The 20,182-nt window shown below is 47.1% G+C and carries 18 protein-coding genes, 1 pseudogene and 1 riboswitch; of the genes and pseudogenes, 1 reads left to right on the top strand and 18 read right to left on the bottom strand.

The genetic code is table 11. The annotated features are described in order from the left end of the window. Positions 1-35 precede the first annotated feature (35 nt). From ASD24_RS25670 to ASD24_RS25590, 17 genes and pseudogenes are all read right to left on the bottom strand, one after another. Positions 36-683, bottom strand: a complete 648-nt coding sequence (locus ASD24_RS25670; RefSeq protein ID WP_056701995.1) for a precorrin-8X methylmutase — start codon at positions 681-683, stop codon at positions 36-38. Between the two features lie 123 nt (positions 684-806). Next, complete coding sequence (gene cobK / locus ASD24_RS25665; protein ID WP_056701994.1) at positions 807-1,577, bottom strand: precorrin-6A reductase; 771 nt, start codon at positions 1,575-1,577, stop codon at positions 807-809. A 224-nt stretch (positions 1,578-1,801) separates the two neighbouring features. Beyond that, positions 1,802-2,860: pseudogene (locus ASD24_RS25660) on the bottom strand (sirohydrochlorin chelatase); the annotation flags it as partial. 278 nt (positions 2,861-3,138) lie between these two features. Beyond that, the gene (gene cobJ, locus ASD24_RS25655) at positions 3,139-5,070 is read right to left on the bottom strand and encodes a precorrin-3B C(17)-methyltransferase (RefSeq protein WP_056701992.1); all 1,932 of its coding nucleotides are present in this window, start codon (positions 5,068-5,070) and stop codon (positions 3,139-3,141) included. A gap of 335 nt (positions 5,071-5,405) precedes the next feature. After that, a riboswitch (cobalamin riboswitch) is annotated at positions 5,406-5,595 on the bottom strand. Positions 5,596-5,925: 330 nt separating this feature from the next. Next, positions 5,926-6,750, bottom strand: coding sequence for a uroporphyrinogen-III synthase (locus ASD24_RS25650; RefSeq protein WP_056701989.1), 825 nt, complete (start codon positions 6,748-6,750; stop codon positions 5,926-5,928). A 132-nt stretch (positions 6,751-6,882) separates the two neighbouring features. Continuing rightward, on the bottom strand, positions 6,883-8,085 hold the full coding sequence (locus ASD24_RS25645) for a GerAB/ArcD/ProY family transporter (RefSeq protein WP_056701988.1): 1,203 nt from the start codon (positions 8,083-8,085) through the stop codon (positions 6,883-6,885). A 46-nt stretch (positions 8,086-8,131) separates the two neighbouring features. Beyond that, positions 8,132-8,353, bottom strand: coding sequence for a hypothetical protein (locus ASD24_RS25640; RefSeq protein WP_056701986.1), 222 nt, complete (start codon positions 8,351-8,353; stop codon positions 8,132-8,134). Next, positions 8,346-9,542, bottom strand: coding sequence for a Ger(x)C family spore germination protein (locus ASD24_RS25635; protein WP_056701984.1), 1,197 nt, complete (start codon positions 9,540-9,542; stop codon positions 8,346-8,348). The genes ASD24_RS25640 and ASD24_RS25635 overlap by 8 nt, the downstream gene beginning before the upstream one ends. Positions 9,543-9,546: 4 nt before the next feature. Continuing rightward, positions 9,547-11,130: a spore germination protein gene (locus tag ASD24_RS25630; protein ID WP_082560557.1), complete on the bottom strand. Its 1,584-nt coding sequence runs from the start codon at positions 11,128-11,130 to the stop codon at positions 9,547-9,549. 254 nt (positions 11,131-11,384) lie between these two features. Further along, positions 11,385-11,720, bottom strand: coding sequence for a hypothetical protein (locus tag ASD24_RS25625; protein ID WP_056701982.1), 336 nt, complete (start codon positions 11,718-11,720; stop codon positions 11,385-11,387). 46 nt (positions 11,721-11,766) lie between these two features. Then, complete coding sequence (locus ASD24_RS25620) at positions 11,767-12,468, bottom strand: pirin family protein (protein ID WP_056701980.1); 702 nt, start codon at positions 12,466-12,468, stop codon at positions 11,767-11,769. Between the two features lie 250 nt (positions 12,469-12,718). After that, positions 12,719-13,132, bottom strand: a complete 414-nt coding sequence (locus ASD24_RS25615) for a DoxX family protein (protein ID WP_056701978.1) — start codon at positions 13,130-13,132, stop codon at positions 12,719-12,721. 56 nt (positions 13,133-13,188) lie between these two features. Then, the gene (locus ASD24_RS25610) at positions 13,189-14,049 is read right to left on the bottom strand and encodes a M56 family metallopeptidase (protein WP_056701977.1); all 861 of its coding nucleotides are present in this window, start codon (positions 14,047-14,049) and stop codon (positions 13,189-13,191) included. A gap of 1 nt (position 14,050) precedes the next feature. Beyond that, positions 14,051-14,467: a BlaI/MecI/CopY family transcriptional regulator gene (locus ASD24_RS25605; RefSeq protein ID WP_056701974.1), complete on the bottom strand. Its 417-nt coding sequence runs from the start codon at positions 14,465-14,467 to the stop codon at positions 14,051-14,053. A 246-nt stretch (positions 14,468-14,713) separates the two neighbouring features. Then, positions 14,714-16,174 carry a catalase gene (locus tag ASD24_RS25600; protein WP_056701972.1) on the bottom strand — a complete coding sequence of 487 codons (1,461 nt, stop codon included), beginning with the start codon at positions 16,172-16,174 and terminating at the stop codon, positions 14,714-14,716. Between the two features lie 265 nt (positions 16,175-16,439). Continuing rightward, on the bottom strand, positions 16,440-17,246 hold the full coding sequence (locus ASD24_RS25595) for a winged helix-turn-helix transcriptional regulator (RefSeq protein WP_056701969.1): 807 nt from the start codon (positions 17,244-17,246) through the stop codon (positions 16,440-16,442). After that, positions 17,222-17,617 (bottom strand): Fur family transcriptional regulator, encoded by a 396-nt coding sequence (locus ASD24_RS25590; RefSeq protein ID WP_056701967.1) that lies wholly within the window; start codon positions 17,615-17,617, stop codon positions 17,222-17,224. Before ASD24_RS25590 ends, ASD24_RS25595 begins: the two co-directional genes overlap by 25 nt. A 282-nt stretch (positions 17,618-17,899) precedes the next feature. Between ASD24_RS25590 and ASD24_RS25585 the strand changes: the two genes are divergently transcribed. Continuing rightward, a complete protein-coding gene (locus tag ASD24_RS25585; RefSeq protein WP_235540847.1) occupies positions 17,900-18,991 on the top strand; it encodes a GGDEF domain-containing protein in 1,092 nt (363 codons plus the stop codon). 179 nt (positions 18,992-19,170) lie between these two features. Here ASD24_RS25585 and ASD24_RS25580 read toward each other — a convergent pair whose 3' ends face one another. After that, positions 19,171-20,109 carry an aldo/keto reductase family protein gene (locus ASD24_RS25580; protein WP_056701962.1) on the bottom strand — a complete coding sequence of 313 codons (939 nt, stop codon included), beginning with the start codon at positions 20,107-20,109 and terminating at the stop codon, positions 19,171-19,173. Between the last annotated feature and the right edge of the window lie 73 nt (positions 20,110-20,182).

Raw genomic sequence — 20,182 nt, 5'->3', positions numbered from 1 at the left:
ATTCGTTAATATAACTGCAGATTTACTTCCAGTAACTATGCCTTCATTGCCATGATTGAGATGGCGTTAAGGGCAGCGACTACGATGGTGCTGCCGCCTTTGCGTCCAATATTTGTGATGAACGGGATATCCAGTTTACGCAGCTCATCCTTCGACTCAGCAGCGGACACGAATCCTACAGGCATACCAATGATCAAACCTGGCTTCGCTTCGCCTTCTTTAACCAAACGGATCAGTTCCAGCAGTGCAGTTGGTGCGTTACCAATCGCATAGATTCCACCTTCGTAGGCTTGAGTTGCTTTACGCGTAGAGATAATAGCACGCGTTGTATTCAACCGTTTCGCTTCCTCCATCACGTCTGGATCAGAGATATGTACATGCACGTCTCCGCCGAAGCTGCGAATACGGTCTTTGTTCACTCCCGCTTGAATCATCTGTACATCGGCAATGACAGATTGACCACCACGTAGTGCTGCAATTCCGGCTTGGATCGCATCAGGGTGGAATACCATGCTCCGGCCCAGTTCGAAGTCAGCAGATGCATGAATGACACGTTGCACGACTGGATATTGCTCATCCGTGAACGGATGCTCGCCCAGCTCCTCGGTAATCATCTCGAAGCTTTTGCCTTCAATCTCCTGTGGCTGTACTGTCAGCGGTTTGAAATCTGTTTTGAAATCCATCCTGCATTCACTCCTAAAAGGGATTATGAAATAAATTCATTCATTTAAAATTAAATGTTGAAAATTTGGACTATATGCGCGTAATCAAAAGCGGACTTTTGGAACAACCTCTATATGTGAGGATTATGGCACCAATATACGGTTCAGCTCACCCAGTACACCTTCAAATTCATCAAATACCGTTCCAAACTCCGCCTCAGGACGTGAGATCAAAACCACATGAATACCCTGTTCTAACGCAGATTGAATTTTCTCATCGACCGCTCCTGTTTTGCCGCTCTCCTTGGTCACCATAACGGTTGTGGCGTAATGCTTGTACAATGCTTCATTCATCTCACGTGAAAATGGCCCCTGCATCGCAATAATATTGCGTTGTTCCATACCTAGCTCATTACATTTCTCCATATTATCGAGACGGGGAAGCATACGAGCAACGAGACGAATATCTGGGTCTCCGAGCAGGTGCTTCGTGAAAATTTGTAATGTTTTGCTGCCTGTTGTTAGCATCACAGAACCCTTGAGCTCTTTCGCTTGCTGTGCCGCTTCATCATATGAAGAAACCACATGTAACAACGGATGGTCGTCGTAGGCAAGTCCTGTACGCTCATAACGAATGTACGGAATACCCGCTTGTTTGGCTGCTTCCATTGCATTGGCATGCGCCTCTTCAGCAAATGGGTGGCTAGCATCTACGATGGCTCGACTTCCTTGTTCTTGCACCAGTTCTACCATGGCTTGAATCATCAAACGACCTGTGCGTACCGGCAAACCTGCCTCTGACAGACTATTCGCCGCGCTCTCGGTCACTACAGATGTCAGCACCTCTGTACCTTGCTGCTGAATTTGTAATGCGAGCTCCCGTGCATCGCTTGTTCCACATAACATGAAGATCATGAGCCCTTCACCTGCTCCTCCGCTACAGCAATCTGTGCGTTAGTTGTCTGCTCATCTGTCTCGGCATGTGAAGGAACATCATGGTGATGACCGGAAATGATTTCTTGATCATGATGAGTATGATGTAACTCGCCATCGTGATCGTGATGGAAATCAGGCGCCAGCTTCTGATCAGCCTTCTCGTGTTCATTTTCCGCATGCACATGCAGATGATCATGATGTTCATGCGTGTGGTCGTGCGTATGTTCATAATGGTGATCGTGTGCATGTTCATGATGGTGATCGTGTGCATGAGTCTCTTCGTGGTGATGTGTATGCACATGATCGTGGTGATGATGGTCATGCCCGTGATCATGGTGATGGTCGTGATCATGATGGTGGTCATGGTGATGATCATGGTCGTGGTCGTGATTATGGTCATGATCGTGGTGATGATGGTGATGTTTCGCCGCTTCCAGTCTGAACTGGCAATTATCACAGTTAGCAGCTACACGTCCATTTAAGCCTTCGTTAGCCCGTTCCAGCACCACTTCCACCAGTTGTGGATGTAGGCCGAAATATCCTCCGATCTCAACCTGAACATCTGGATGTGCTGCTGCGAATTCTGCCGTCATCTCATCAATACGTTTAATGAGCACACCTGTGAACAGGAAGTACGGCATCACGATAATTTTCTTCGCTCCAAGCAGAAGGCAACGTTGCAATCCATCTGGGAAGGAAGGCTGAGTTACACCGATAAAGCTGCTCTCCGCCCACTTGTAGGGCAACTTCTCCCACAACATCCGAGTCATTTTGAAAAAGTCACTGTTCGCATCAGGGTCACTACTGCCGCGCCCCAGCACTAGGATCGCCGTCTCTTCGTCCGTAGCTACTGGTGCAGTCGCTACAGCCGTTCCTCCGCCCAAACTTGCATGCACAGGCTGTGCTTCCTGCAAACGGGTCTGCATAATCTGAATAACTTTCTCATGTACACCAATAGGACGGCCATAGATAAACTCCACTTGCGGATAACGCGCTTTGGCACGGTCAATGGCATTTGGAATATCGATTTTGGCATGACCTGCTGCGAACAAAATAATGGGTACGAGCACGACGCGAGTCGCGCCCTTATCTACACATGCCGTTACGCCTTGGGCAATACCTGGTTTAGCTAACTCCAAAAAACAAGTTTCCACAATCGTATTCTTCGGTGCTCTCTCTGCCACCGAGTTTGCAAACTCCATTAACTCTCGGTTTCCCTCGGGATCACGGCTACCATGTCCCACCAGCAATATCGCATTCATCTCCGGTTAATTCCTCCCCAGCCTGATCTACGGATCTAGGCATCTCATCAAATAGTGTTTGTGTTCCATTCATTGCACATCAACAATTGCATGTTTCTACATTTTCATTTCACGATGTAGTCCAGATACTCTCTTCTATATAACAACGTGTTGGTACCACTCGATTCAGAGCTATCCAGCTCGAACTGAAAGGTGATTTATATTGCATTCTCTGCAAAAAAGGATCTTATTGAACACACACTTACAACCTTGTGAGTTCTTTTCTGTCTCGTAGAAAATTAGTCGCCACAGATCGGATTAACTTCCACCGTAACGGGTGCATCCACATGACGGAAGCCTTGAATCACGCCAACACGTTTGAAAAATTTATGAAAACGTTCATTCGGATGTCCTTTTTCTCGATACTCTGCGACAATCCGTTCCACAATGCCGCCAATCTCATCTCCCGCAATGCCTTCGGCCACGGGTTGTGCAGGATGAGCATTACGCCCGAATTTCTTACCTCCAAGGAACAGGTCATAACCGCCTTTGCGATACACAATACCGATATCCTCAAGCACCGCACCATAACAAGCCATCCCACATCCATTGAGGGCAACGCTTGTTTCCTTCGGAGCATTCAATCCGCCAATAACGGCCTGCAAATGATTAGCCATCGGCACGGCATCATCCTTCTCCATGTCGCAGAAGTCACAAGCTTTCACTTTAATGACATCCCCGATCGGTACTACGATAAAGTTCGCTGCCCGCAGCTCATCCACGAGTCGATCCGGCTCAAAGGTTGGCACTCGCAAAATAATCTGGTGCTCTGGTGTATACTCCAGCTCCCCATCTTCACTCGCGCACTGTGCGAGCAGTGCCATCTGCACAGCACTGAACTTCTTGTTGCCGACGCCAGGCGATACGCCAACTTCGAACAGCGGCGGCTTCTGCCCTGGTGCGGGCGCAGTGCGCACCGCCGTAGCGACCGCGGCCTGCGGTGCATCGCCGCTCATGCCGGGCGCAGCAGGCGCCGCATCCAGCCAGCGGCGAGCGGACTCGCCCGCCAGGGCACCGCCTACCGCGAGCCGCGTTAGCGCTTCCGCCGCCAGCTCAGCGGCGCCCGCTTGCGGCGAAGCAACCGCTACGCGCGGCGCGGCTTCTGCCGGCGCTGACGCTGGCCGCTCGCCAGCAAGCACGGCGGTGCCGCCGCCAGCCGGGTGCGATGCCTGCGCAGCAGAGGCTCCTGCACCGGTAGGCGGCTGGCTCTGCGGAGCTAGGCCTGTTCCGGCGCTAACGCCGGGCATGGCTGGCTCCGCCTGGGGCTCCGCGGCTTGCGCTTCGCGAGCCGCGTCCACGCCCGCTGCCTCACCGGAGGTGGCAGCACGGGCTTCTTTTGCGCCGAGCGACCATGGCTCGGCTTCGGTGCGAAGTCGCTCATGAGGTCTGAGCGACTGTTCCGCGGTATTCAGCGTATATTTGCGCTGATACCCACGCGGAGTGACCATGAGCCCTTCGTACATCATGGTCGAGGAGTTACCGATGATCACGGTGGTCAGCATACCGATGTCATGATTAAGCATGTCCTCCAGGGTAGTCATGACAACGTCCTGACGATCCCGGTAGGCGCTTTTGACCAATCCAACCGGAGTCTTGGGATCACGGTAACGAAGCAGCATCTCCTGTGTCTCGACAATTTGACGTGTTCTCCGCCCACTGCGCGGGTTATAGAGTGCAATAACAAAGTCAGCTGATGCCGCTGCCTCAACCCGCCGAATAATCGTATCCCATGGGGTAAGATGGTCACTTAAGCTGATCGTACACGCATCATGCATCACCGGTGCGCCAAGTAGCGATGCACAGGAATTGATAGCCGATACACCTGGGATGACTTCAACGGCAACGCCGCTCTCAGGCTTCCATCCCTGTTCCATCAACACCTCATAGACTAGACCTGCCATACCGTATACACCGGCGTCACCACTGGAGATTACCGCAACAATTTTGCCCATTTCGGCCTGTCTAACCGCTTCTTGAGCCCGACTTACTTCCTCTGTCATCCCCGTCCGCACGATCGCTTGTCCGTTTAATAGCGGCCGAATGAGATCGACATACGTGTTGTAGCCGATGATAACCTCACTCTCCTGAAGCGCCTCCAGTGCACGATTCGTAATATGTTCCATCGCGCCTGGGCCAAATCCGATGACCAGCAACTTACCTTGACCTTGCATCGCTTCTCCTCCTCCATCACCCTGAGTAAACCTATACATTCCGTAATTCCGTTCAGCAACTTCTATATAAATAGGCTTCATGAAACAGCTTTTTTGTTCAAAAATGGATAAGTGCATTCGATCAACAACGATTCATATCTCATTCTCTTAAAATCAAAAAATCCCATCCTACAATCGGATGGGATACGTATGTACGTACACTCAAGAAAACAACTACAACACTTGAATACACAGAGTCGTCGAGTTGTTGAATACGCCAAATAAAAGGCCTACCAGGCGAACCGTCTGTCCGCCTGTTTCCTGATTATTCGTACACCTTTCCTTTCCGCGAAGGGTTTGGTGACACATGCAAGGTAGGTCTCCTGGCTCTGGATCATCAGCTTCTTCTTCTGCCTTCCCCGAATAACGAGTGACATCAACCAAAAAAGAGCTTCACCATTACAGTGGCGGGACCGCTCGGGATTTGCACCCGATTCCCTGTTACCTCTTGCCTGACGCAAGAGCACCTTGCTTGTTTTCAATATCTAATTCAGCATACTATCCACGAGATCGGTCAGATCAAACCTGATAAAGTTGAACGTTCCCCGTATAGGCTGGAATGAGCACCATGCCAAATCATTTGTTTGTATCATAACATCGCTCAGGAAAAAATGTCCATGTTTAAGATCAGGATAAACCGCTTACCTTTTCTCCAATCTTTAGAATAAATCCGTTCACGACAACTAGAGAACAGCAAAAATCCTGACCCATGCAATGGATCAGGATAACGTATATAGAAGTACGGTATGGTCTACAACAAGTACGTCCGTTTTACGGTGTCTATCGATATCTCTTCATACCTATTATGATTTGAAGTTACGCTTTGTCTACTTGTGTAGCCGCATAGTAACGTCCTAGCTCCACGATCAGGGCACCCATCTTCTCTTCTTCTGGCACAACAAGTGCCTCAATGCCCTCTTCACGCATCGCATTCGCCGTAACTTTACCTACAGAAGCAGGAACGACCCCTTCACGAAAGGCTTGCAGCATCTGCTCTAGCTTTCCCTGGGATGTGGCATATGCTGTCAAAAAGCGAACTTGGGGTCCACTTGTAAAAGCTACCGCATCAACCTCATGGTTCACAATCTCATTCAATAGCTGTTCTAATTCATGATCCTCTGGAGGGACATGGCGATAGGGCAACACTTGTCGAACCTCTGCACCTTGTTCTTGCAGCCAGTTTACCAGCTTCGGTGCTGTCTCACCATGTAGCTGCAATATCACTTTTTTCCCTGCAAGATCATGTGATTCCAATTCCCGAATTAACCCATCTGTACTGCCATCATCATCCCGAACTAATGGATTCAGCTTCCGCTTGCGAAGTGCATTCACCGTCTTGTATCCACGCGCTGCAATGGATGATTCAGATAAAGAGTCCAATAATTGACCCGCAACTTCCATGTCCTCTGCCATATCAAATAGCGCATCCAAACCCATACCTGTTGTCAGCACAGCCCAATCCGGTGAATCAGAGATCCAAGATACGAGGCCATCACGAATATTCCGATCATCCAAAAACACCGTTCCCTGTGCAGGTCGCACGAGTGGGATTCCACCCATTTTCTCGACGAGCAGGGACATTTCCTTCGATTTGCGTGGTCCTGTAAGTGCTACACGTATGCCTGCCAAATGTTGAGCCATTCAAGTTCCCCCCAGTTCGTTCAGCCGAACGTTCTTCAGTCTGACTACAGTATACAGGGTAGTCCTGTGGAGGGAAACCTTGTTCATGCCATTTGGTACATGTTTAGCTATAACGTTTTTTTATGAACAGGATCAGGAAGGCTGAAGCTCTCCTGCTTGATGATCTGTATCCTCATCACTTTTCTTCTGATCTTTCGAAGTAGATTCTTTTGAATCCGACGTATGCTTCTGCCCTCCACGATCGCCACTCTCCTTAGCCGCGGAGGGTTGTCGATCTTGTTTGCGAGGATGCAGAAACAGAAATATTAGAATCGGTAACAGCACCTCAAACAAAATGGCGACCCACGTCCATTCTCTAGTAAATCGAAAGAGTTGAATTGCATTGCGGAAGAACCAGAACGCACAGACAAAACCAAGCAAGGCAATCGGCCCAGTTAATACTTTACCGGAAACTTTCGGAATCATTCGTTTCATGCCCCAACAGATAAAGTAGAGATCAAACGCAATTTTCGTAATCATGGTCGGTAGCGTTGCTGCAGCTAGCGCTAGGTCGAACCGATCAAGAAAGTCACTCACTTGTAGCTGCCTCGCTAATTCATACGAAGGGTATACTAGCCTCGATGCAATGGGTACCCCAATCGATGTGATCGTTTCAACGACGATTAGCATCATTAATAGCGCAGCAATCGTTACTCCCCAGAACACGGATTTGAACCGAAAGTCACTGCCTTTCACCACAAACGGCAAGGCCACCATCTCTCCAAAAAAGGACATGAGAAACCAACTACCTTTGCCAACACCAGCCATATCGATATCAAAATACGGCATCAGATTATCCATGTCGATCTGCTGGATGAGCATAAAGGGGACGATGATGGAGTTTACCAGAAATAATGTGATGTACAGCTCTGACATCCCAATTAACGAGCCCAGTCCACCCCTCACGATAAATACAGCCATGACCATCAGCGTTAGAATGATGATGGATATCGGTGTAGTCTCCAGCAAGGTGATGCTAATGTAGTCACCAATTAACCGAATATCACGAGCAAATATGAAAAGGAAAAACATGATGTACAACAGAGCCGTCACCCGACCCATGAACGGATGTCGTACAACGAGTGATTCAAATAAATCTTGATTCGGAAACCGTCGCTGGACTCGACTCAACATCCACAAAACAGAAATCATCACCAAAAACACGGGTATATAAGACAGATACGCATGCTGTTCAGCATAATATATCGCCTGTGCATGCGGCTGTATCAATGTGGTTGTGATGCTAAGCAACATGACCAGCAGAATCAGTTGACGATGGGTGACTGCCTGATTCATAACATGTCTCCTTTCTTTCGGGTATGATCATCCCGATTGGAATCGATTAAGGTAATGGCAACCAGTGTTGAATGAGGTGGGTTAGCCATACAGAAATGAAGAACGTTTTACTTAAATGGGTGACGTAGAAAAAGATCCCCGTACTAAACCCAATGATGGTGTACGAAATCCAACGATTAATCGCCGCCGCCTGCTTCAGATGTTTGAAGTCCATCCAGAGCACAAGCACAACCATGAACAAATAGGTGAAGAGAAGTGGTTTAATCATGAACGATCTCCTCATCACTTAGCCCGATCGGTTTGTTCACAATGCCTACATTTTCGATGATGACATGTGGCTCAACGATAACCTTCACATCAGGGTACACGTCGGTCCAGCGATCCTTCATCTTGTCCCACTCTTTGGGGAGCTGCTGATGAATAGATCGGCCAAGACCGAGGATGTCAGCATTGTATTTGCTTTGTACGAGTCGTACACCTTCCTCAATGTCCTGCCTGATCTTGGTGTGAACAGCTTCATTCAATTTCATAAGCTCCCCCTCTCGGAGGTCACCGTAATTGGATTCGTTATCCACTAAAATTCCCTTAGCATACATTTTGATGGTTACGGTGACCTTCCCATTCTTAACTTGAGGATCATACGAGGAATTGTTCTCATTTAGCTTAATGAACAGGTTCCCTTCACCCCTGGGAGCCTTGACCATGACTTCCGGCGCATTCGCTTCACCCATGGCTAGAATCAGTGCATCCGCAGGTTCCTTTTCAATCATGCCTACTAGCTTATCTTTCTTGAAGATTGCCAGCCCATCCAGCTTTATGTTGGTTTTGACGTTCTTCCAGCTCTTCGGCACATTCTCCACTACGGAAGCAATGGGAAGAAACGGATCTACACCTTCAGCAAGAATGGCATCAGTAAAGATTTTGAGTGAACGAGGCGTACGCATGTTCAGGAAGCATAGCTCACGCACCATCTCTGAAGGGAACTTCTCAATTGGCGCATCTGTGTCCAACACCTCATGGGCAGGTCCCCTCGTTACAATTGGCATCGCAGATAAACGATTGAGCGGATAACGTGTTAATAGATCCAGCATCGGGGCAACCCCCTCGCGAGCCAAATCTTCACCAATCATTAACGTTCGACGGTGAGCATAATAGAGCTGACGTGAGAGTGCCTTCTGCCCTTTGAGTGAAGTTCCACGCAGCGTCTCGGCTGTATTGGATAACATGAACCATGGTTTATCACCACTCGTGCCTCCCCCGCCTCCTTCACTTCCCGAAGCACCTGACTGTCCGGGTAAGGCAATCTGTAAGCTCGTTCGATATAGCTGTTCTTCCTTATCCACTGCAATCCCAATGACAAAGGCAACATCATTAATTTCTCTTCGATCCCAGCATCCAGTCAGAAGAGTGCTCAGCAACAATATCCCTACTAGAAGATATCTTCGTATGAATAACATGCATTCACCACCCCTCTTCGGATTCAGGCGTACCGTTGATCTTCTCATTCATCCTCTTCTGGTCACGGTGAACGGTAGAAGGACGATTAATCATCTTCCACCAAGGTGCACGCATGACAATATCCTTCGTATCTGTCTTGCTATAGGGACTAAGACCCGATAGATATGGAACGCCGAAGGAGGTCATCTGTGTTAGATGTACCGAGATAAGTACCAACCCAATGACAATCCCGTACAATCCGAGTGCCCCAGCAAGCAACATAATCGGAAAGCGCAATAAGCGAACCGTAATGGCAAAATTGAAGCGTGGAATGGTAAACGATGCAATCCCTGTCATTGAAACGATAATAACCATCGGTGCAGATACAATCCCTGCCTGAACAGCTGCTTGCCCGATTACCAAAGCACCGAGGATACTCACGGCTTGGCCTACTGTTTTGGGTAACCTGACCCCAGCTTCCCGCAGAGCTTCGAAGGATAATTCCATAATGAGCGCTTCGACTAAGGCTGGAAAAGGAATGGCCTCCCTCGCCCCAGCAATACTTAGTATTAAAGTCGTTGGCAACATATCCTGATGGAAGGTCGTAATTGAGATATAAAGAGCGGGCAAAAACAAAGCAATTGCCACAAATAAAAACCGAATCCAGCGAATAAGGTTACTGATGAAGAACCGTTCATAATAATCCTCGCTCGCCTGAAGCATCTGCCACATCGTAACTGGTCCAATTAAGGCAAATGGACTTCCATCTACAAAAATGGCAAACCGACCTTCCAGCAAATTACCTGCAACCGTATCCGGTCGTTCGGTGTAATGCATCTGTGGAAATGGGGAATACGGATGGTCTTCGATCAGTTCCTCTATATATCCCGTCTCCAAAATCCCATCGATCTTAATCTTGTTGAGACGCTTCTTAACATCCTTAATCAGCTTCGGATCTGCAACATCATCTAGATAGCTCAACACCACATTAGTTTTGGTGTCCGATCCGATGGTCATGCTCAGCATTTTAAGCGTAGGTGTCTTGAGCTTAAACCGCAGCAGCGCAGTATTTACACGTAGTGTCTCCGTGAATCCTTCCCGTGGACCACGAATAACCGATTCTGTCTGAGGCTCCTCAACACCGCGCCGAACACCGCCTTTGACATTGAACAGCCATGCCTCCTTACTACCATTCATCAACAGTAGTGCTGAGGATTCCAGTACACCGTCTGCAGCTTCTGCCCACGTCGCTACTTTCTTCACCTGAGACAGAGCAACACGGGTATCATCCAAGGGAGCTTCTGGTTCATTCGTCCGCTGCTCCACCAGACCACGAATGAAAGGACGTAACATATGCTCCTGAATATCTGTGGAGTTTACGATACCTTCAATATATACAATGACGCCCTGAACCTCGGGTGAGATCATGACATTGCGAAAGACCACATCTGAGCAATCTGAGAAAATATCCTTAACCGCCAGCATATGGCTTTCATGTGTAAGACCAATCGGCTGTCGTAAAATGGGCGGGGACGGTAATCCCAATGGGATATGAGTCTTCTCTTCTGCGTGCCGGGAACCGCTTTTCCCCGATGTATGATCCGCCATATACCGTCCCTCCTCTCTTGTTTTTATACAAGGTAGCTTGTGCCAGAAAGAACGGAATTATGTGGACTGATCTAAAACTTTGGCAGATCTATGTCGGAGCCTGAGAATGTATATAATCCTCACCTGAGAATTCAGCACCTAACATTTCGGAACAACAAAAAAAGGAATCCTGAACATACAGGATTCCTCACGTTGTCGAAAGCTCGGCAACTCACTTTAAATCGCTTTTCATTTATTCGTTCAATCATACTGGTTTAGTCTGCAAAATAGTCTTCAGGCACATAACGAATCTCTGAACCTGCATATATGGTAAGTGCTTGACTTTCCTTGTTGTACTCCACCTTGTCCCCTTGGACATAATACCAATGCTTCACCAGGGGCTGATCTTTACGTTGTACAAATCGAAACACATTCAGCTCCTGTCTAAGCTGCAGAATCTGCTCGACTGTCTGCTTGTCTAACCCTGTGACAGTAAAGATAAAGTGGGTTCCATCATGCTGATACCGATAGGACGACGTATCTGTTTTACTATTCACCAGCCCTCGTCCTGTCACCGCATGTTTAACCATAAACCACTCTTGCTGAGTCATATAGGCATCCCCTATTCTTCGAATTTATCCACGCCAGTTCGATTCATTAAGGTAGATCAATCAACATGAAAAATACATCCTCGCTCGCTTGAAGCTCCAACGATGGCGTTTCTTCTACACGAGCGGTATCACCGGTAGACAGATGGAATTCTCCGTTCAAATCAAGCTTGCCTTCAATGGCAAAAATGTAGCTGCGCCGACCAGCTGCCTGCTGAAATGACAGCGTATCCCCTTTACTCAAACGACTGAGATAAATGGTCATGTCCTGCTGGATGGATGCAATTCGAGGCCCGCCCTCTGCAGATACGATTGGAACAAGCTGACCCGTAAGCTCATCTGGATCAAACGAAGTCGTCTCATAGGATGGTTTCAGTCCTCTGGTGTGCGGCATAAACCAGAGCTGGAGTAAGCGTACCTCCTCCTGATCTGAAGCATTATGCTCGGTGTGAATGACTCCACTGCCTGCAGACATCCGTTGAATGCCACCAAATGATGTGACCGCCACATTGCCCAAGTTGTCCTCATGGCGTAGTTTACCGTTTAATACAATCGACACGATCTCCATATCACTATGCGGATGTGCGCCGAAACCACGACCTGGAGCAATGACATCATCGTTAGCTACACGCATTGGACCAAAAGCAGTGTTCTCAGGATCTTGATATTCTCCAAAAGAAAAGCTGTGACTACCACGTAACCAGCCCCGATCAAAGCTTGAACGGGCATCGGATGGAATAAGGTTAATCATGGAGCGCATCCTCCTCAACATTCTTATTTTTTCTTAGTAGCATACTTATTCTCATTGTACCAAAAACGTAGTCCCATCGTCCAAAACAAAAAAAAGCCTTGCCTGCTTATCTTCATTCCCGTAATATTACCCGGAATTCCGACAAGCGAGGCAAGGCTGACTTTGACGATACATAATGACGATATTATTATTGTTAACTTTATCTATCAGGTCATAGCAATTTACTTTTAATTTAACTAATGAACCTAAGTTAAGCACTCACGTTCTGACGTACAGTGCTCTGTCTGGATAAGATCTGATCCAATGCCAAGAAACGGCTTCCTGCAAACAGCAAGGTCAACGAACCTGCCAGAAGCATGTAGTCTAGTTCAGTTCCGTTCAAGAACGGTGCGCCTACTTTGGCTGTGAACAGTACACCTACCATAATAGCAACAAATGCTGCAGCGAATACACGTGTGCCTAGACCAAGGATCATTGCTACCCCCCCAGCCAGCTCAATGACCGCTACAACCGAGGCGAGGAAACCAGGGACACCAATGCTCTCAAAGAAACCAACCGTACCGCTAATCCCACCTTCGAATTTGCTCCAGCCGTGCAATACAAAGATCAATCCAATCATAATTCTAGAAAAAAACAATCCGATCTCTACGGTTCTCGTATTCATATCAATCATCCTCCTAAATATTCATATCGTTTCAAGTGACATCTTCTCCACGTATCTCACCCAATGGACCAAACAAACAGGACGGAAAGTAACAAGATTACGGTAGCCGAAGTCAGAACTGCATAACGTGGCAGAATCAATCTGACATCTTGTTCGGGATCCAGCAGTCTAGATATGCGGACATTGACCGACGTATCAGCGAACGATGATTGAGCCGCCATCCCTTTGGCATGCCATTGTTCTGGATAGGCACGGATAAGCTTGAGCAAGGCACTTCCAATCCCCGCTGCATTACCCGTACGTTCGATAGCTTCATTATCTGCCAAAATCTCTCTAACCACATGGTAGTGCTTAGACGTATGCTTCAATACAGGCAGGTAAGGCATCATGATGGCAAACACCGACAACAACGTTGTCTTTAGTGGGTCACGGTGCCATAGATGGTGAACCTCATGATATACCACTGCAGTTTCTTCCTCAGCATCAAGCATACTTAGCAGTCCAGTAGATAACACAACATATGGTCTCCAGAGGCCGATCGTAAATGCAACTGGTGACCGCTTGTCCACGATAATAAAGCCTGGACGTTTCAGATGTTGATATTTTGCCTCGAATTCCCTCGACAGTCCCACATTCTCCAGCGTACGAAGCTTCTGAATTGCTGCTCGTGTCTGCATGATCCGATCCAGTAACAACCAACCTGTTCCAGCAAATGTGAGACACACCAACACGAGCAGAACATGTCCTACAGATACCCAACCTAACCGGCTCATCCAGTGATTGCATAGCCAGAGTAGATTGAACGGGATATCCCACCCGAAAATTTTGTACATCGCGTACATAAACATCTGCATGAACACAAACAACGGAATGCCAATGCCGACGGTAAACAGTAGCTTCGAGCGAGCTCTCCACATGTCAGTTACTATCCTTTTTCCATTGTTTAATCTTCTGTTCCAGTCGTTCAATCAAACTTGAATCTGCTTCCTCCAATGCATCCAGCATATGATTCAATGCCAGAGCACCGAATTCATCCACCAGTTCATGGGACAGCTCTTTGGATTGGTTGTTCATGAACTCCTCCTTGCTCTGTACCGGCTGGTACAATGACGTTCTACCCTTCTGCGTCTTGCCGAGCAGCCCCTTGTCCACGAGCCGATTCATAACCGTCATCACCGTATTGAAATTAACATCCTTGTCCTTCTCCAGTGCGGCTTGAACCTCGCGGATACTGCTTCCCGGACGAGCCCACAAAATATCCATAATCTTCGCTTCCAGCGGACCAAAGAAACGATTCAGCCCACGTTCACCTACTTTGAAATTATTTATTCTCATTTCCGACACCCCTCACACTACCCATTGTAGTGCCATCAAGTAAGAAGTCAACCTTTATGTCAGCTATTTATTGTAAATGATTTGTAAATATGTTTACCATTTCAGTGCAATATCTGGAGTTTATCGAGTGACTCTTGATTCCCAAAAAAGCACGAAGACCAGGCAGTTCCGCAAGCGATGCGGTTCTCCCTGGCCTATATATATCAATATCATATCTTATGAATATTATGAGAAAATTAGTTCTTATTACTGATTTTGTGGTGGCATATGAGCCGAAATATCAACGCCAAGCCCTTGAGCTAACCGAGCGCCGAATTGTCCATCTGCTCGGAAGAAGTGACATAGTGCACGCATTTGAGTATCTACAGGCACGCCCTTCAGATCATTGACCAAATTATCTAATAAATGTTGCTGCTCTACAGTGGTAAATGAGCGGTATAGCTCACCTGCCTGCGTGTAATCATCCGTCTTCTCCAGCTTCTCCCGTGTAACCTCACCATGCAGTGGAACTCGGCTATCTCTATAGGTAGCATCCTCCTGTGGGCTGTTGCCAGAACTGTTCGGTTCATAGTTTACCGGAGAGGGATCCTGGTTCACATTCATAAGTCCATCCCGTTGGTGATTGCGCACAGGTGCGTACGGGCAATTCACTGGAATTTGCAAATAATTCGGGCCAAGACGATGGCGCTGCGTATCTGGGTAAGAGAACAAACGCCCTTGTAACAATTTATCCTCCGACGGCTCAATGCCTGGTACTAATGCACTTGGTGAAAATGCAGCTTGCTCCACTTCGGCAAAGAAGTTCTGTGGATTACGATTCAACGTCATCGTGCCCACCGTTTGGAACGGGATGACATCTTCAGGCCATGTTTTGGTTGGATCGAGCGGGTCAAAAGCAAAGTCATCCATGTGCTCTGGTTTTAACAACTGAACCTGTAGCTTCCACTGTGGGTATTGTCCGTTCTTGATATGATCGTGTAAATCCCGGGTGGCATGATTAAAGTCCTGCCCTTGAACCTCGGCAACTTCTTGACGGGAGAAGCCGCGTACACCTTGGGCAGACTCCCATTTGTATTTCACGTAATGGACTTCGCCTTGGGCATTGATCCATTTGAAAGCATGCACACCGAACCCATCCATCTCACGATAATTAGCGGGTGTACCCAGATCAGAGAATAACCAAGTCATCATATGCGTCGACTCTGGGGTAAGGGTCATAAAATCCCAGTATCTTGCCGGGTCTTGAATGTTCGTATCTGGTGCAGGCTTCAATGAATGAACCATATCAGGAAACTTCATGGCATCCCGAATAAAGAATACAGGTAAATGGTTGCCTACAAGATCGTAATTCCCTTCCCGGGTATAGAACTTAACGGCAAACCCACGAGGATCACGAGCCGTCTCTGGTGACCCTGTTCCATGAATAACAGTGGAGAAACGAACGAGTACATCCGTCTCCGTGCCTGGCTCTTGAAGGAAATCAGCACTCGTATAAGCCTTCATACTTTGCTCCAGTGTAAATACACCATGCGCACCAGCACCTCTAGCATGCACTACACGTTCTGGAATACGTTCACGGTCAAAATGGGCGATCTTCTCCAGCAGGTGATAATCCTCAAGTAATGTTGGCCCTCTCCTGCCTGCTGTACGGGAATTCTGATTGTCACCTACAGGTGCACCTTGATTGGTTGTCATACGTTCTGTCATCTTGTTTTCCTCCTCATGTTGGTCTCACGCTTGCTCTATGTGCTCTATGATTAAGATCATATTCAACATTTGATCGAATATACATTTAGACTTGATCTAACTGTTAAAATGATTCTAACATGTCTGCTTTATTGCTTGCATGAGGTTTACATGAGCATAAGATGAGGGTCACATGGCTTTCGCATGAACGAACTTCATGATTGTAGAAGTTGTTCAAAAAGACCCCTTTTTTGAACACGCACATATAGGCACAAAAAAAAGCGGACTAATCCGCTAGGCGGTAGCCCACTCCTCTTACCGTTACAATATATTTTGGGGAAGCTGCGTTATCGCCCAATTTTTTGCGCAAGCTTTTGATATGCACATCGACGACATTACTTCCTCCTGTGAAATCCGTCTCCCAAATATCGCTAAGCATCTCTTCACGGGAAATTACGGCGCCCTTGGCATCGATCAGCTTAAGCAAAAGATCATATTCCGTCTTGGTGAGATGAATTCGATCCTCATCCCGCTGCACGCTCATCCGCTCTCGATCCAGCCATAGATCTTTGAATCCGATCCGTTGCCCTTCCTTAGGCAAAAACCCACGCTTCGGCACAGCCGGGCTGTTGCCGATCATTCGCTGAACGCGGTATAGAGCTTCCTGCGGCCGCGCTGGCCAGACCAACAACTCTTCCTGAAGCATCGGGCCGCTTGCATTGCCAATCATTTTCTCCCCTACAAGGTACAAACAAGGCGTTGTATACTCTGCTTCTCGATTCAAACGACTGCTGATTCCAGCGAAGGCATCAATTGTCCCCGCAACAGATAGGTCATAGACGAGAAGATCAAAATCAAGACGTTCATGCAAATCTGGTTCCCAGCGATGGAATACCAGCACATCAAAGCAACTATCCGTCAATGCTTTGACCAGTTCGTGAACCTGGCCTGGCATAGGGCTAATGAGAATAACACGTCTTGTAATCGGACAAGCTTCTGCCAATGGAGTTGGATCCGTCAGAGCCGGCTTGACCCGAAGTGGTAAACGCCGACCCGACAGGTTGATTTTTACTTGATCCGTTTGTTTTTGCATTCCCCGCAGACACCTCCAAAGACCACATGGGCATGGTCAATTGCATATCCGGTTTCTTCAGCCACCTGCTTCATCCATTGTGCGGGGACCTCCGTCATAACCTCGTCCACTTTACCACAAACTTCACACATAATATGTTGATGGTCATCCATTCGGGCATCGTAGCGACTTGCCGTCTCACCGAGCTTAAGCTCCCGAATCAATTCCTTATCCGTTAAATAGCGAAGTGAATTATATACCGTACCATAGGCTAGGTTATAACCTTGCTCTACAAGACGGTTCATTACGTCTGCCGCTGTAGGATGATCCTCTGAATGACGAACTACATCATACACGGCCTGTCGTTGTATAGTCAGATTTAGAGTTCTCACAAGCAATTCTCCTTTATTCCCATTCTATAGAAGGACACAGTCTATAAATACTGTGACACACAGAAACATTTTGATTTAGATTAAGTATAAATCTTAATGTATAATGAAGTCAACATCAGTGGCTACACTAGAATTCAACTAATTCTCTATAATTCCCAGTACTCACATCCACTATTTGGGATAAATTGGTTCGCTACTAGCTTCATTTTCAGATAAAATATAACAATGTGTGTAAAGGGGGGATGCTCATTGTTCAGCACGTTTTTTGTTAATCTTTGTATCATGATCACATTTATGTACGTGTCCGGAATTATCGCTAAATTCTATAGCATCCGTGTTCCCTTTCCATCCATACGTGTGCAACTGATCGGGGGTATCCTGTTCGGTATATACGGTACAGTATTAATGAATTATTCCTTCAGTATTAATGAAAGTACGATCGTAGATCTAAGACATCTTGCGATAATAACAGCCGCCGTATATTTAGGTGGAATGGCCTCCTTCATCTCAGGACTCGTAATCTCCATCCTGCGTGTAGTGATCTTTGGTCTATCCTCCTCTGCTATAGATGCAGCATTTGTCATGGTCCTCATCGGTCTAGCTGGGGTATATTTCTCTTATGCTCCTTGGTCTAGATTAACTAAAATCTTGACGATGAACTTATTTTCTATGGCATTAATTTTTATTATTCTACTGATGAATACAACGAGCATTAATGAGTTCATGAAAATATATCCTGTACAATTAACCATCTCATTCATCGGCGGAATCTTTATTTACTTTATTGCCGAATTTATTAACAAGTCGAATGAATTGTTATTTACGTTGGAACGAAGGGCTTCAACCGATCATCTGACGAGCTTGAATAACCGGCTTCAATTTGAGAAGTCACTCAAATTCCAACTGGAATATGCTAGAGAACATCAGAAGAAATTGTCCCTACTGGTGATTGACATCGATCGCTTCAAAAGAGTAAATGACACTTTCGGCCACACCTCGGGTGATGCCGTTCTGAAGCAACTGGGGCGGCTTCTCATTGAACATGCACGTCCTGTGGACATTGTCTCCCGTAACGGGGGCGAGGAATTTGCAATTTTGCTGGTCGATTGTGATCAGCAGCAAGCTCTGGCTGTTGCTGAACGGATACGGAAGGCTGTAGAGAGGTATCTCTTTTCTCTTCCCGACGGAAATACAACACGTCTAACCGTTTCGATCGGCGTGGCCGTGTTTCCAGATAACTGCGACGACAAAGATGACGATGACTTCTTCGAACAGGCGGATCGTGGCTTGTACGAGGCCAAAAATACAGGACGGAATCGGGTATGTGTTATGAAAAAGCGCTCACTGCCACTCCCTGTGCAACATAGGTTATAATGTCTCGTTATATAAAATGAACTAAAGAATCTTACACTTACCACTCTCCGATGACAGAGTAACCTTCCGATCACGTATAAGATTAAAAGGGATGTCCTCTCATCCGTCCATCTAGGCGGTTTGAGAGTGCATCCCTTTCTTCATTTCATATCGTTCAGAAGCCGATAGGCCACCTCATATTAAGCCAAAATTTGCTCAATCTCTTCAATAATGGACGCATCCAACTTCACACCGGAAGCTACAACGTTCTCCTTCACTTGTTCTGGACGACTTGCGCCTACAAGTGCACTAGACACATTTGGTTGACGCAGAATCCAAGCAAGTGCCAGTTGACCCACCTTCAGATCTAGCTTGTCTGCCACCTCGATCAGTTGGCGAACTTTACCGATTCGATCTGCATTGATCTTGCCTTCGTCCCAGCCGAGCTTGGCTGCACGGCTATTCTCAGGAATATCCGATATTGACGTGTATTTCCCGGTCAATAAGCCTTGAGCAAGCGGAGAATAAACAACTTGTCCAATGCCTTTTTGTTCACCTAGTGGAATAATCTCCTTCTCGATGTATCGATCAAACATATTATATACCGGTTGGTTCACCACGATGTGATCCAATAACAGACGATCTGCTGTACCCAGCGCCGCCTCCATCTGAGCTGCTGTCCATTGGCTAACACCCACATACAGCACCTTACCTTGACGTACCAGATCATCTAACGCGCGTAGTGTCTCTTCAATCGGTGTTTCCGTATGGTAACGATGGCAATAGTAAATGTCCACATAATCGGCTCCAAGACGCTTCAAGCTCGCGTCGCATTGCTCCATAATATGTTTGCGGGATAATCCCTGGTCATTAGGACCGTCGCCCATTTTGCCAAATACTTTTGTTGCCAGAACATAAGAATCACGAGAGTATGCTTTCAACGTCTGACCCAGCAGCTCCTCTGCTGCGCCACGCTCATACACGTTAGCTGTATCAAAAAAGTTAATACCTTCATCGAATGCGGTTTCAATCGATTTCACCGCGTTTTCACGTTCCACATATCCTCCGTATGTCAGCCAGCTACCCAAGCTGATTTCGCTTACTTTCAGTCCGCTTCCACCTAATCTGCGATACTCCATTGATTGCACATCCTCCTTGTATAAATCATTTATGATGACGTTCCCTTTCTATTGTAACGCAACTGTACACGTT

The sequence above is a fragment of the Paenibacillus sp. Root52 genome, assembly GCF_001426865.1.
In the GTDB taxonomy this organism is placed as follows: domain Bacteria; phylum Bacillota; class Bacilli; order Paenibacillales; family Paenibacillaceae; genus Paenibacillus.
The sequence above is the reverse complement of the archived record's forward strand: the minus strand, read 5'-3'. Positions and strand labels throughout refer to the sequence as shown.